This window comes from Brachybacterium phenoliresistens, assembly GCF_039530785.1.
Taxonomy (GTDB): domain Bacteria; phylum Actinomycetota; class Actinomycetes; order Actinomycetales; family Dermabacteraceae; genus Brachybacterium; species Brachybacterium phenoliresistens.
In genome coordinates this window covers 252,238-264,459 of record NZ_BAAAOW010000002.1, presented here as the reverse complement: position 1 = coordinate 264,459, position 12,222 = coordinate 252,238, and the positions used below count along the sequence as shown (strand labels likewise).

14 protein-coding genes are annotated in these 12,222 nt (G+C 73.7%); 1 reads left to right on the top strand and 13 read right to left on the bottom strand.

All coding sequences use genetic code 11. The features are described from left to right. Positions 1-21 precede the first annotated feature (21 nt). From frr to rpsB, 4 genes are all read right to left on the bottom strand, one after another. Positions 22-588, bottom strand: a complete 567-nt coding sequence (gene frr / locus ABD234_RS05655; RefSeq protein WP_344354563.1) for a ribosome recycling factor — start codon at positions 586-588, stop codon at positions 22-24. Between the two features lie 124 nt (positions 589-712). Then, a complete protein-coding gene (gene pyrH / locus ABD234_RS05650; RefSeq protein ID WP_038372447.1) occupies positions 713-1,468 on the bottom strand; it encodes a UMP kinase in 756 nt (251 codons plus the stop codon). 158 nt (positions 1,469-1,626) lie between these two features. Further along, on the bottom strand, positions 1,627-2,451 hold the full coding sequence (gene tsf / locus ABD234_RS05645; protein WP_038372445.1) for a translation elongation factor Ts: 825 nt from the start codon (positions 2,449-2,451) through the stop codon (positions 1,627-1,629). A 91-nt stretch (positions 2,452-2,542) separates the two neighbouring features. Further along, positions 2,543-3,454 (bottom strand): 30S ribosomal protein S2, encoded by a 912-nt coding sequence (gene rpsB, locus ABD234_RS05640; protein ID WP_344354560.1) that lies wholly within the window; start codon positions 3,452-3,454, stop codon positions 2,543-2,545. Positions 3,455-3,844: 390 nt separating this feature from the next. Here rpsB and ABD234_RS05635 point away from each other — a divergent pair, with 390 nt between their 5' ends. Further along, a complete protein-coding gene (locus ABD234_RS05635; protein WP_344354558.1) occupies positions 3,845-4,531 on the top strand; it encodes a murein hydrolase activator EnvC family protein in 687 nt (228 codons plus the stop codon). A gap of 136 nt (positions 4,532-4,667) precedes the next feature. Here the strand turns inward: ABD234_RS05635 and ABD234_RS05630 are convergent, their stop codons facing one another. From ABD234_RS05630 to rplS, 9 genes are all read right to left on the bottom strand, one after another. Next, complete coding sequence (locus ABD234_RS05630; RefSeq protein ID WP_344354556.1) at positions 4,668-5,675, bottom strand: tyrosine recombinase XerC; 1,008 nt, start codon at positions 5,673-5,675, stop codon at positions 4,668-4,670. 140 nt (positions 5,676-5,815) lie between these two features. After that, positions 5,816-6,997: a DNA-processing protein DprA gene (dprA, locus tag ABD234_RS05625; protein WP_344354554.1), complete on the bottom strand. Its 1,182-nt coding sequence runs from the start codon at positions 6,995-6,997 to the stop codon at positions 5,816-5,818. After that, on the bottom strand, positions 6,994-8,532 hold the full coding sequence (locus ABD234_RS05620; RefSeq protein ID WP_344354553.1) for a YifB family Mg chelatase-like AAA ATPase: 1,539 nt from the start codon (positions 8,530-8,532) through the stop codon (positions 6,994-6,996). Before ABD234_RS05620 ends, dprA begins: the two co-directional genes overlap by 4 nt. Then, complete coding sequence (locus tag ABD234_RS05615) at positions 8,532-8,948, bottom strand: YraN family protein (protein WP_084148462.1); 417 nt, start codon at positions 8,946-8,948, stop codon at positions 8,532-8,534. The genes ABD234_RS05620 and ABD234_RS05615 overlap by 1 nt, the downstream gene beginning before the upstream one ends. A gap of 102 nt (positions 8,949-9,050) precedes the next feature. Then, positions 9,051-9,353 carry a DUF2469 domain-containing protein gene (locus ABD234_RS05610; RefSeq protein ID WP_038372435.1) on the bottom strand — a complete coding sequence of 101 codons (303 nt, stop codon included), beginning with the start codon at positions 9,351-9,353 and terminating at the stop codon, positions 9,051-9,053. Beyond that, positions 9,350-10,147 (bottom strand): ribonuclease HII, encoded by a 798-nt coding sequence (locus ABD234_RS05605; RefSeq protein ID WP_344354549.1) that lies wholly within the window; start codon positions 10,145-10,147, stop codon positions 9,350-9,352. The genes ABD234_RS05610 and ABD234_RS05605 overlap by 4 nt, the downstream gene beginning before the upstream one ends. Next, the gene (gene lepB / locus ABD234_RS05600; protein WP_084148452.1) at positions 10,144-10,989 is read right to left on the bottom strand and encodes a signal peptidase I; all 846 of its coding nucleotides are present in this window, start codon (positions 10,987-10,989) and stop codon (positions 10,144-10,146) included. The genes ABD234_RS05605 and lepB (ABD234_RS05600) overlap by 4 nt, the downstream gene beginning before the upstream one ends. Before the next feature lie 17 nt (positions 10,990-11,006). Beyond that, on the bottom strand, positions 11,007-11,582 hold the full coding sequence (lepB, locus tag ABD234_RS05595; RefSeq protein WP_038372434.1) for a signal peptidase I: 576 nt from the start codon (positions 11,580-11,582) through the stop codon (positions 11,007-11,009). Positions 11,583-11,616: 34 nt separating this feature from the next. After that, positions 11,617-11,964 (bottom strand): 50S ribosomal protein L19, encoded by a 348-nt coding sequence (gene rplS / locus ABD234_RS05590; RefSeq protein ID WP_038372432.1) that lies wholly within the window; start codon positions 11,962-11,964, stop codon positions 11,617-11,619. Positions 11,965-12,222: the final 258 nt, after the last annotated feature.

The window sequence follows — 12,222 nt, the reverse complement described above, 5'->3', positions numbered from 1 at the left end:
AGCGGCCGGCTCTGCTCGGTCTCAGACCGTGGCCAGCTCCGTCTCCTTCGCGGAGAGGGCGACGTCGACCAGCTCGATGTACTTCTTGGTGAGGACCTCGAGCTCCTTCTCGGCGCGGGTGCCCTCGTCCTCGCCGATCTCCTTGTCCTTGACCAGCTTCTCGATGGCCTTCTTCGCGTTGCCGCGCGTGCCGCGCACGGCGACCTTGCCGTCCTCGGCCTTGTTCTTGGCGAGCTTGACGTACTCCTTGCGCCGCTCCTCGGTGAGGGCGGGCAGGACCACGCGGAGGTTGTCGCCGTTGTTGGTCGGGTTGACGCCGAGATCGGACTCGCGCAGCGCGGACTCGACGGCGGGCATCGCCGTCTTGTCGTACGGGGTCACGATCACGGTGCGGGCCTCGGGGAACTGCAGCGAGGCGAGCTGGTTCAGGGGGGTCGGGGCGCCGTAGTACTCGACCTCGATGCCCTGGAACATCGCCGCGTTGGCCCGCCCGGTGCGGATCGCGGAGAAGTCCTCCTTGGTCACCTCGACGGACTTGGTCATATTGGCTTCGGCGTCCTTCAGGATGCCGGCGACGTCGTCGCTCACGATGTGCTCCTCTTGGTTCTAGCGGATCTCACGGGACATTCTCCCCCACCGCGGCGCACAGGTCGGGGACCTCGGCGGGGCGGGGCGGTCGGGCGCCGGTCGCCGCAGCGGCCGGCACCGGGGCTCAGCTGCCGGTGACGACGGTGCCGATCCGGTCGCCCTTCATGGCGCGGGTGATGTTGCCGGACTCGTCCAGGCCGAACACCATCATCTGCTGCGCGTTGTCCATGCACAGGCTGAAGGCGGTCGCGTCGACGACCTTGAGCCCCTTCTTCAGGGCCTCGTCGTAGGTGATGTGCTCGAGCTTCTCGGCGTCGGGGTTCGAGCGGGGATCGGCGGTGTACACGCCGTCCACCCCGTTCTTGGCCATCAGCACCTCGTCGCAGCCGATCTCCAGGGCGCGCTGCACGGCCACCGTGTCGGTGGAGAAGTACGGCATGCCGGCGCCGGCGCCGAAGATGACCACGCGGCCCTTCTCGAGGTGGCGCACGGCCCGCAGCGGCAGGTAGGGCTCGGCGACCTGGCCCATGGTGATGGCGGTCTGCACGCGGGTGGAGACCCCCTTCTGCTCGAGGAAGTCCTGCAGGGCCAGGCAGTTCATGACGGTGCCGAGCATGCCCATGTAGTCGGCGCGGCGGCGGTCCATGCCGCGCTGGGAGAGCTCGGCGCCGCGGAAGAAGTTCCCGCCGCCCACGACGATGGCGCACTCGATCCCCTGGGCGACGCCCTCGGCGATCTCCGCGGCGACGCGGGAGACGACATCGGGATCCACGCCCACGGCCCCGCCGCCGAACGCCTCTCCGGAGAGCTTGAGCAGCACGCGCCGGCCGTCGCCCTTCTTGGGGAGGACGGGGATCGGGGAGGTGTACGTCTGGGTCATTCGGGGGTCCTTCCGCTGAGGGTCACCGGTGATGCTACCGGCGCGCCCCCGCACCGAGAGTGCGGGGGCGCGGGTTGGAGAGGGCGATCACGCCGGGCCGGGAGAGGTTCTCCGGGCCGATGGCGCGACCGCCCTGCTCGGGTGCTGCGATGCGTCGGTCAGTTGCCGACGCGGAAGCGGACGAATCCGGTGACGGTGCCGCCGGCGGCCTCGAGGACCTTGCCGACGGTCTGCTTGGCGTCCTTGGCGAAGGCCTGCTCGAGCAGGACGTTCTCCTTGAAGAAGCCGTTGAGGCGACCCTCGACGATCTTCGGCAGAGCCTTCTCGGGCTTGCCCTCGTTCTTCGCGGTCTCCTCGGCGATGCGACGCTCGTTCTCGACCTGGTCGGCCGGGACCTCGTCACGGGTGAGGTACAGCGGCGAGTACGCGGCGATGTGCATCGCCACGTCGCGCGCCACCTCGGCGCCGGCGGCGTCGGTGGCCACGAGGACGCCCACCTGCGGGGGGAGGTCCTTGTTGGTGCGGTGCATGTAGGCGGTGACGACCTCGCCCTGCACCCGGCCGATGCGGCGGACCAGGATCTTCTCGCCCATGGTGGCGCCCGCGTTGGTGAGCGCCTCGCCGAAGGGGGTGTCGGCGAGCTGCTCCGGCTCGGTCGCGCCGGACTCGACGGCGGCGGCCACGGCCTCGTCGCCCAGGGCGACGAACTTGTCGTTCTTGGCGACGAAGTCGGTCTCGGAGTTCAGCTCGACGAGGGTGCCCTGCTGGCCGCCCTCGACGTCGCGCACGTCGAAGGCCACGAGACCCTCGGAGGCGCTGCGGCCCTCGCGCTTGGCGATGCCCTTGAGGCCCTTGACGCGGATCAGCTCGACGGCCTTCGCCTTGTCGCCGTCGGCCTCGTCGAGCGCCTTCTTGACGTCGAGCATGCCGGCGCCGGTGGCCTCGCGGATCTCCTTGATGTCAGCAGCGGTGTAGTTCGCCATATGTCTCTCCCTAGGGATGGTGGGGAATGTCGATGGGTGACGGGGCTGGTCACAGTTCCGGGGAGGCGGATCCGCCTCCCCGGAACGATGATCACTCGGCCTTGGCGGCCTCGGCGTCCTGGGGCGCCTCGGCGGGGGCCTCGGTGGACTCCGCGCCCTCGACGGCCTCGGCGCTCTCGGCCTGGAGGGGGGTCTCCTCGGCCGGGGCGTCGGACTGCTGGACCTCGGACTGCTTGAGCAGCTCCTGCTCCCACTCGGCCAGCGGCTCGGCCTCGACGGCCGAGACGTTCTTCTCGCCCTGGGTGTTCTTCTGGTGACGCTCCTGCAGGCCCGCGGCGACGGCGTCGGCCACCACGCGGGTCAGGAGGGTGACGGAGCGGATCGCGTCGTCGTTGCCCGGGATCGGGTAGGTGACCTCGTCGGGATCGCAGTTGGTGTCCAGGATCGCGACGACGGGGATGTTGAGCTTCTGCGCCTCGTCGACGGCGAGGTGCTCCTTGTTGGTGTCCACGATCCACACGGCCGAGGGGGTGCGGGCCATGTCGCGGATGCCGCCGAGGGTCTTCTCCAGCTTGTCCTTCTCGCGGCGCATCATCAGCAGCTCCTTCTTGGTGCGGCCGGAGGAGGCCACATCGTCGAAGTCGATCTGCTCGAGCTCCTTGAGGCGGTTCACGCGCGCGGAGACCGTCTGCAGGTTGGTGAGCATGCCGCCCAGCCAGCGCTGGTTCACGAAGGGCATGCCCACGCGGGTCGCCTGCTCGCGGATGGACTCCTGCGCCTGCTTCTTGGTGCCGACGAAGAGGATCGTGCCGCCGTGCGAGACCGTCTGCTTGACGAACTCGTACGCCTTGTCGATGTAGGTGAGCGTCTGCATCAGGTCGACGATGTAGATGCCGTTGCGCTCGGTGAAGATGAAGCGCTTCATCTTCGGGTTCCAGCGGCGGGTCTGGTGTCCGAAGTGGACGCCGCTCTCGAGGAGCTGGCGCATAGTGACGACTGCCATGATGTCCTGTCTTCCGACCCGGGGCTCACGCGGCGCACCCGAAGGGCGTCCACGGTCGTGGCGCCGGGCCTTGTTCTCGGTTGTCCCCCGCACCGGGATGATGCGGAGCCTGGTGCCCAGGTCCCGGACCGCCCCGCGAGGGGACCGATGGTCCGGGCGTCCCTGATGGGCACGCGAAGTCATCCGGACGGACCGGATGCCACGGCGAGTCTATCCGATGGCCCGGGCCGGGCACGCCCTCCCGGGGGCGCGATCGGTCACGTCCTCCCGCACCGGCTCCTGTTGCCCGCCCGCTCCCGCGCCGGGGCCGCTCCTCCTCCCCAGGCGCCGGGCGTCCCCAGTCCCCGTCCGGGCCTGGCCCGCGCCGGCGCCCCGGAGGATCCTGCGGTCATGACCAGGATCATGCCGGCCGGGCGGGCGCCCGGCGCACGCGGGCCCCTGCACCTCCTCGCCCTCCTCGCCCTGCTGCTGGCGGTGCTCGTGCTCCCCGCGGCCCCGGCGCACGGCGAGGGATCGGGCCGATGGCTGTGGCCCGTCGCCCCGCCGCACCCGGTGGTGCGCCCCTTCGAGGCGCCCGCGCATCGCTATGCGGCGGGGCACCGCGGGATCGACATCTCCGGCGCGGACGGGACCGTGCGCGCCGTGGAGGACGGGACGGTGCGCTTCGCCGGCATGGTCGCGGGGCGCCCGGTGCTCTCGATCCTCCACGGCGACGGCCTCGTCTCGACCTACGAGCCGGTGGTGGCGAGCGTGGCCGAGGGCGATCCGGTCACGGCCGGGAGCGTGGTCGGCGCTCTGTGGACGGAGGGCACGCACTGCCCCACCGGTCCGTGCCTGCACCTCGGCGCGCGGCGCGGCGAGGACTACCTGGACCCGCTGATCCTGCTCGGCGAGCGCGGACCGAGCGTGCTGCTGCCGCTGGAGGGGGCGGGCTCCGGGGCCGATGCCCTCGGCGGTTCCCGGGCCGGTCCCGGAGGCGTCCCCCGCAGCGGGGCTCGGGGCGCGCAGGGGGCGCCTCCCGCAGAGGCCCGGTCTCCCCGCTGCGCGCCGCGTGCGCCGTGCCCGATGCTCCGGTGACGTCGGGCCTCGCGACGCGCTGCCTGATGCTCCGGCGCCCCGGCGCGCTGCCCCGTGCTCCGGCGCCGCGGCGCGAGGCCCGGCGGTCGGCGCGCGACGCTGCGCAGCGCGGCGCGGCGCAGCCTTAGGCGCAGCCTCAGGCGCGGGGGTGGGCCTGGTCGATCGTGCGGCGCAGCCTCTCGGCGCTGACGTGGGTATAGATCTGCGTCGTCGCGAGGGAGGAATGGCCCAGGAAGTCCTGCACGCTGCGCAGATCCGCGCCGCCCTCGACGAGGTGGGTCGCCGCGGTATGGCGCAGGGTGTGCGGGGTGACGTGGCGCGAGATCCCGGCGCTGCGCGCGAGCCGGTCCACGAGCGTGCGCACCGCCCGATCGCCGATGCGCCGCCCCCGCACCCCGAGGAACAGCGCGTCCGCCTCCAGCGGCGCGGCGCCCGCGCCGAGGACGGGCCGACCGTCCTGCTCCCAGGCCTGGATCGCGGCGAGCGCCGGGATGCCGACGGGGACGATGCGCTCCTTGTCCCCCTTGCCGATCACCCGGACGGTCCGCCGGCGCCGATCCAGGTCCCCAGTGTCCAGGCCGACCAGCTCGGAGACTCGAAGCCCCGAGGAGTACAGCAGCTCGAGGATCGCCGTGTCCCGCAGGTCGACCGCACGCTGCCGTGCCGCCGCGTCGGGATCCGTGCCGCCGTCCCGCGCCGGAGGCGCGCCGTCGGGCGACGAGGTCGACGAGGGCGGCGGATCGGCCTGGGCCGGTCCTGCGGCGGAGACGAGGTCGAGGGCCTGGGACCCGGTCAGGACGGTCGGGAGGTGGCGACCGCGGCGCGGCGCCTTGAGCCGGTGGCCGACGTCGTGGGGCGCCCGTCCGGTGGCGGCGAGCCAGGTCGAGAAGGTGCGCGCCGCCGCGGCGGACCGGGCGAGCGTCGCCGAGCTCGCCCCCGACTCCGCCCGCGTCCCGAGCCAGGACCGCAGTGAGGCGACGTCGAGCTCGGCCAGCTCGATCCGCTCGACCCTGCGCAGGTGCTCGAGGATGCCGCGGGCCTCGCGCACGTACCCGCGCACGGTGTGCTCGGAGCGGCCGCGTTCGAGGCGCAGATGCGCCGCGTAGGCGTCCACCACGGCCTCGTCCTGCTCCTCCGCATCCATCCCCCCAGTGTGACAGGCCCGCCGCCCCGCGCACGGCGGCGCGCCCCCGGGCCGCCGGCTGCTCGAGGCGCCAGCGGCCCGCGCGGCGTCGACGGCGCTCGCGGGTCAGCGGCGCTCGCGGGGTCAGCGGCGCGCGCGGGTCAGCGGCGCGCCCGGCGCACCAGGTCCCCGTCCATCCGCACCGCGCCGAACAGCTCGAGCCGGCCCACGGCGGCCAGCACCTCCTCGGGGGTGCGCCCGACGGAATCGGCGAGCGCGGCGAGGGTCGCCGCGGAGCGCGGGGGCACGGCGTCGAGCACGCGCCGGTCGGCAGGGCTGAACAGGTCCAGCTCGTCCTGCACGGCGTGCGAGGAGTCCCCGGCGGGTGCCGCGCCCGGCAGCAGTTCCATGACCTCGGCGGCCTCGGTGACCAGGACGGCGCCGCGCTCGCGGATCAGTCGGTGGCACCCCGCGGAGGCCGCCGAGGTGACCGGCCCCGGAACGGCCGCGACCTCTCGGGAGAGGTCATCGGCCCGGCGCGCCGTGGACAGGGCGCCCGAGCGCCAGGATGCCTCCACCACGACGGTCACCTGGGCGAGCGCTGCGATCAGGCGGTTCCGGGCGAGGAACCGCCAGCGGGTCGGGGCGGTGCCCATCGGCGCCTCGCTGACCAGGACGCTGCGTTCGCGGATCGACTCCAGCAGCCGCGTGTTGCCGCGCGGGTAGAGGGAGTCCAGGCCGCCGGCGAGGACGGCGATGGTCGGGGCGCCGTCCGCGGCCAGGGCGCCGCGGTGCGCGGCGGCGTCGATCCCGTAGGCACCGCCGCTGATCACCGCGATGTCCCGCGAGGCCAGCGCGGCCGCCATGGTGCCGGCCGCATCCTCCCCGTAGGGGGTGGAGGCGCGCGACCCGACGAGCGCGACGGAGCCGCGGCGCGCGGAGAGGTCCACGTCGCCCTCGCCCAGCGCCCACAGGCAGGGCGGGACGGCGCTGCGGAGGTCGGCCAGGACGTGCGGCCACTGCGGGGTCTCGGGCACGAGCACGCGGATGCCGCGGCGGCCGGCCAGCTCGAGGTGCTGCGCCGGATCGACCACCCGCAGCCGCGCCCTCCAGCGGGCGAGGGCCTGCTCGATGCGGCGCCGGGGGTTCCTGCTGCCGCCGTCGGCCGCGGGATCCGCCGGCGGATCGCCGAGGATGGCATGCGTCTCGGCGGCGCTCGCCTCCCGCGCCAGCGCGAGGGCGTCGACGGGCCCCAGCTCGTCGCGGGCCGTCATCGCGATGATGTCGGAGGGTTCGGCGATGAGCGACCAGGTGACCCGGGCCAGGAGGTCGTCGGGGTTCATGTGCGGTCCTTCCCGCGCAGGGAGAGCGCAGTTCCGATGTGGTCGCCGTCCGGGATCTCCGCCCCGTCGAGATCGGCGAGGGTCCATGCCACGCGCAGCACGCGGTCGTGGCCGCGCAGGGTCAGACGCCCCTGGTCCACGGCCTCCTCGAGCATCCGCCGGCCGCCCCGTTCGGGGGCGAGGTCCCCGCGCAGGGCGCTTCCGGGGATCTGGGAGTTCGTCGTCCAGGGCAGGGCGGCGAAGCGCCGGCGCTGGCGCTCGCGGGCCGAGCGGACGCGCCGCGCGATCGCCGCGCTGGGCTCGCCTGCCGCGTCGACGCGGCGCAGGTCCACGGGTCCTACCTCGACCCGCATGTCGATGCGGTCCAGCACCGGCCCCGACAGGCGTGCCAGGTAGCGCCGCCGCTGCAGGGGTGTGCACGTGCACCGGTCCCCGCGCCCCCACGCATGACCGCAGGGGCAGGGGTTCGCCGCCATGACCAGCTGGAACCGGGCGGGATAGCGGGTGATGCCGCGGGCACGGTGCAGGGTGACGTCGCCCGTCTCCAGCGGCTCGCGCAGCGCCTCCAGCACCCGGGAGGGGAACTCGGGCGCCTCGTCGAGGAACAGCACCCCGGCGTGGGCGCGGGAGATCGCGCCGGGCCGGGCCAGCCCCGGTCCGCCGCCGACCACGGAGGCGGTGGTCGCCGTGTGGTGCGGAGCCTCGAAGGGCGGATCCGTGATCAGCCCGGCGCGGGCGTCGAAGCCGCCGCTGAGGGAGTGGATCGCGCTGACGTCGAGCGCGTCCCGGTTCCCCAGCGGAGGGAGGATCCCGGGGATCCGCGCCGCGATCATCGTCTTGCCGGCGCCCGGCGGCCCGGCCAGCAGCAGGTGGTGGCCTCCCGCGGCGGCGACCTCGGCGGCGCGCCGCGCCTGCAGCTGCCCGAGGACGTCGCAGAAGTCGAGCCGCTCCCTCCGCTCCGGGTCCGGGGCCCGGGCCGCGGCGGGCAGCGACTGCTGCGGGGTGGGCGGGTGCACCTCGGCGCGCGAGCCGTGATGGCGGAGCACCTCGCACAGATCCTCCGCCGGGACCACGCCGATGCCCTCGACCAGGCGCGCCTCATCGGCATCGGCCGCGGGCACGACCGCCCGGCCCACCCCGGCCCGGCGGGCCGCCAGCAGCGCCGGCAGGGTCCCGGGGACGGGACGGATCCGCCCGTCCAGACCCAGCTCGCCGAGATGGACGACCCCGGCGATGTCCTCCGCCTCGAGGTCCCCCTGGGCGGCGAGGACGGCGATCGCGATCGCCAGGTCGAAGCCCGAGCCGTGCTTCGGGAGCCAGGCCGGCTGCATGTTGACCGCGATGCGGCGCTGGGCGATGCCGGCCCCGATCTGGGCGGCCGCGGCGCGCACGCGCTCCCGGGCCTGGAGCATGGAGGAGTCGGGGAGGCCGACGAGGTGGAAGGCCGGCAGCCCGGCGGCGACATCGGCCTCGACCTCCACGACGGTGCCCTCGAGGCCGGTGAGGGCGACGGCGAGCGTCCGTGCGACGGGCATCAGGCCACCGCCCGCAGGTGCTCCAGGGAGCAGACGTCCTGCGCGGCGAACACGGCGAGGACGTCGATGCGCAGATCGCGGTGCGGCGGGGAGCTGTGCAGGAGGTACTCCCCCGCCAGGCGCCGCAGCCGGCGCACCTTCTCCGGGGTGACGGCGGCCTGCGGCACCCCGGTCAGGAGGGTGCGGCGCGTCTTCACCTCCGCGAAGACGAGGGTGGTGCCCTCCAGCGCGATGATGTCCAGCTCCCCGCGACCCACCCGGACGTTGCGGTCGATCACCTGCCACCCGGCCCGGGCGAGGTGGTCAGCGGCGAGATCCTCGCCGAGGCGGCCGAGCTCGAGGGTGCTCAGGCGGGCGATGCGGACGCCCGGCGGGACGGGGATGAGATGCGGCGGGGCCGCGGCGGCGCTGTTCATGCGCCTCAGCGTCGTGCGCGGGGCGCCGCCGCGCATCCGTCCGCGGCCGACTGTGGATGGGCGCCCGGTGGGGAGGACCAGCCGGACCCGCCGCCGCCGGGATCAGGGCAGCGAGATGTCCGGCTTCGCGATCTCCTCGATGTTGACGTCCTTGAACGTCACCACCCGCACCGAGCGCACGAAGCGGCTCGAGCGGTAGATGTCCCACACCCACACGTCGGCGAGGGTCAGCTCGTAGAAGACCTCCCCGCCCGCGGAGCGGACCTGCAGGTCCACCTGGTTGGCGAGGTAGAAGCGCCGCTCGGTCTCGACGACATAGGTGAACAGGCTCACCACGTCGCGGTACTCGCGGAAGAGCTGCAGTTCGAGGTCGGACTCGTAGTTCTCGAGGTCCTGCGTGTTCACCGGTGTCCCTCCTGCTCCGCGGGGATGCTGCGGCGCGGGTCGATCTCCCACAGCACGCCGGCGCTCGGCGTGCCCGTCAGGTTCCACGACGCGCGATGCTCGGCATGGATTCCGTGCTCCGTGATCGCGTCGCGGTGCACAGCCGCACCGTATCCCTTGTTGGAGTCCCACGCATACTGCGGGGCGCTCGCATGCAGCTGCGTCATCCGCGCGTCGCGGGCGACCTTCGCCAGCACGCTCGCGGCGGCCACGCTGCGGCAGTCCCGGTCGGCCTTGACCCGCACGGTCACCGGCACCGGCGGCAGACCGCGGCCGCGCAGGGCGCCGCTGAGGACGTCGACGGAGCCGTCGATGATCACGGCGTCGGGCAGGACGCCGTCGCCCTCGGGGGTGCGCAGGTCCTCGAGGGCCCGCAGGGCGGCCTCGGTGAGGGCGGCGGAGATACCGATCCGGTCGATCTCCTGGGCCGGCACCCAGCCGATCCCCGTCGCCGCGGCGGCGACGGCGATCGGGGCGACCAGCGCCTCGCGCCGGCGCGCGGTGAGGGCCTTGGAGTCGCGCACGCCCTCGGGCAGGGCGGTGACGACCTGTCCCTCGAGCACGCGGACGGCGCAGGCGCCCACGGTGACCGGGCCGGCCAGGGCGCCGCGGCCCACCTCGTCGAGGCCGACCACGAGCACGTCGGGGCCGATCGCGCGGGCGACCTCGAGCTCGACGTCGAAGCTGGGCTCCGTCGCGGCGCGAGGGGCGGCGGTGCGGCGGGCGGCAGGGCCCGCGGCGGTGCGGGGGCTCACGGTGCGGCGGGGACCTCGGCGAAGGCGTCGCTGCCGTCGCCCAGCCCGGCCCAGTTCCGGACCGGCCAGAAGACGGACACGGCCTTGCCGGTCACGTCCTCGACGGGGACGAAGGCCTCCTCGCCGTGGGTGAAGTGCCAGGCCGAATCGGCGGAGGCGTGGCGGTTGTCGCCCATCACCCACACCGAGCCGGAGGGCACGGTGACGTCGAAGGGCCGCTGGCAGGCTCCGCCGTCGGGGTTGATGTAGGGCTCGTCGACCTCGACGCCGTTGACCTGGACCGCCGCGCCGGAGGCGCTGCAGACGACGTGGTCGCCGGGCAGGCCGATGAGACGCTTGACCAGGTGGTCCTGCGAGGGGTCCGGGGCCAGCCCCACCACGCTCAGGACCATCATGATCCGGGTGCGCACGGTGGGGTTCTCGGTGGCGTCGCCCTCGAGCCAGTTCGCGGGATCCTCGAAGACGATGACGTCTCCGCGCTCGAGGTCGAACACGCCGGGGGTGAGCTTGGATACGATGATCTTGTCGTCCACCTGCAGGGTCGGGTTCATCGACTCCGAGGGGATGTAGAACGGCTGGATGAGGAAGGTCTTCACGAGCACCGCGATGATCAGCGCCCCGACCATCGTCACGAGGTACTCCATCCAGCCGCCGCCGCGGGATCCGCGGTGGCCGCGACGCCCCTCGGCGTGACCGCCCTCGTCGGCGGGGCCGTCGTCCTCGTGCTGCGCCTCGGGATCGACCCCGGCCGCGGAGCTGTCGCCGGCAGGATCCCGCCGCGCGCCGGAGGGACCGGTGCCGGGGTCGCCGGCCGGGCCGGTCGGGGGCGTGGAGGTGCTCATCGCCCCGATCCTATCCGTCACAGCGCGCCGCTCCTGGGAGGCGGCCAGACGATGCGACGCGCCTCACCGACCACCCGATCCACGGGCACCATCCCGCCGCCGGGCGCGCCCAGGAGGCTGCGGGAGTCGGTGGAGTCCGCACGGTTGTCCCCCAGCAGGAACATCCGCCCCTCGGGCACCTCCAGGTCGAAGGCGACGAGCGAGGGCGCGGTGCCGGGCGCGAGATAGGGCTCGGCGATCGGCTCGCCGTCCACGAGGATCGCGCCGGCGTCGTCGCAGCAGGTCACGCGATCCCCGCCGACGGCGATCACGCGCTTGACCCAGTAGTGGCCCGTGCCGTCCTGCCCGCCGAAGTAGCCGCGGCCGTCGAAGACGACGACCTGGCCCCGTTCCGCGGAGCGCCGGCTCTGGCGGTCCACCAGGATCACGTCGCCGGCGCGCAGGGTCGGCTCCATCGACGCCGAGGGCACCTCGAAGGGCTCGACCACGAGGTGACGGATCGTGAACGCCGCCACCAGCAGCAGCACGACGAGAACGGCGGCAGCCACCAGTGGGGGCTGCCGCCGTCGGGGTCGATCCTCGAGCTCGCTCATGCGCGGCTCGGCACGGACCGGGATCCTCGCGCGATCAGTTGAAGCGCTTCTCCTTGATGCGGGCCTTCTTGCCGGTGAGGCCGCGCAGGTAGTACAGCTTCGCGCGGCGGACGTCGCCGCGGGTGACGACCTCGATCTTCTCGATGGTCGGAGCGTGCACCGGGAACACGCGCTCCACGCCCACGCCGAAGGAGACCTTGCGGACGCGGAACGTCTCGCGGATGCCGTCGCCCTGGCGGGCGATGACGTAGCCCTGGAAGACCTGGACACGAGAGCGGTTGCCCTCGACGACCTTCACGTGGACCTTGACGTTGTCGCCGGAGCGGAACTCCGGGATGTCGTCGCGCATCTGCGCCTTGTCGAGCTCGTCGAGCTTCTGCATGTGTTCACTCCCGCTGACCGCCTCAGGTCGGACAGCTCGCTGGGGACGGGCCGTGGGCCCCTCCGGGGAACTGGTGATCCGGCGGGAGCCTGCGCTCCCGTGCCGGTGTGCTGGGCCTCTGGCAGCGACTCCCATCGCCACGGACCTGCCCGGTCGCTTCTGCGCGCCTCCCCTGAGGCAGGGGCGCGCGCGACACGCACGAGGAGTCATTCTGCCAGGTGCCGGGGTGCCCGGCAAGCGCCCGGACCGGCCGATGCG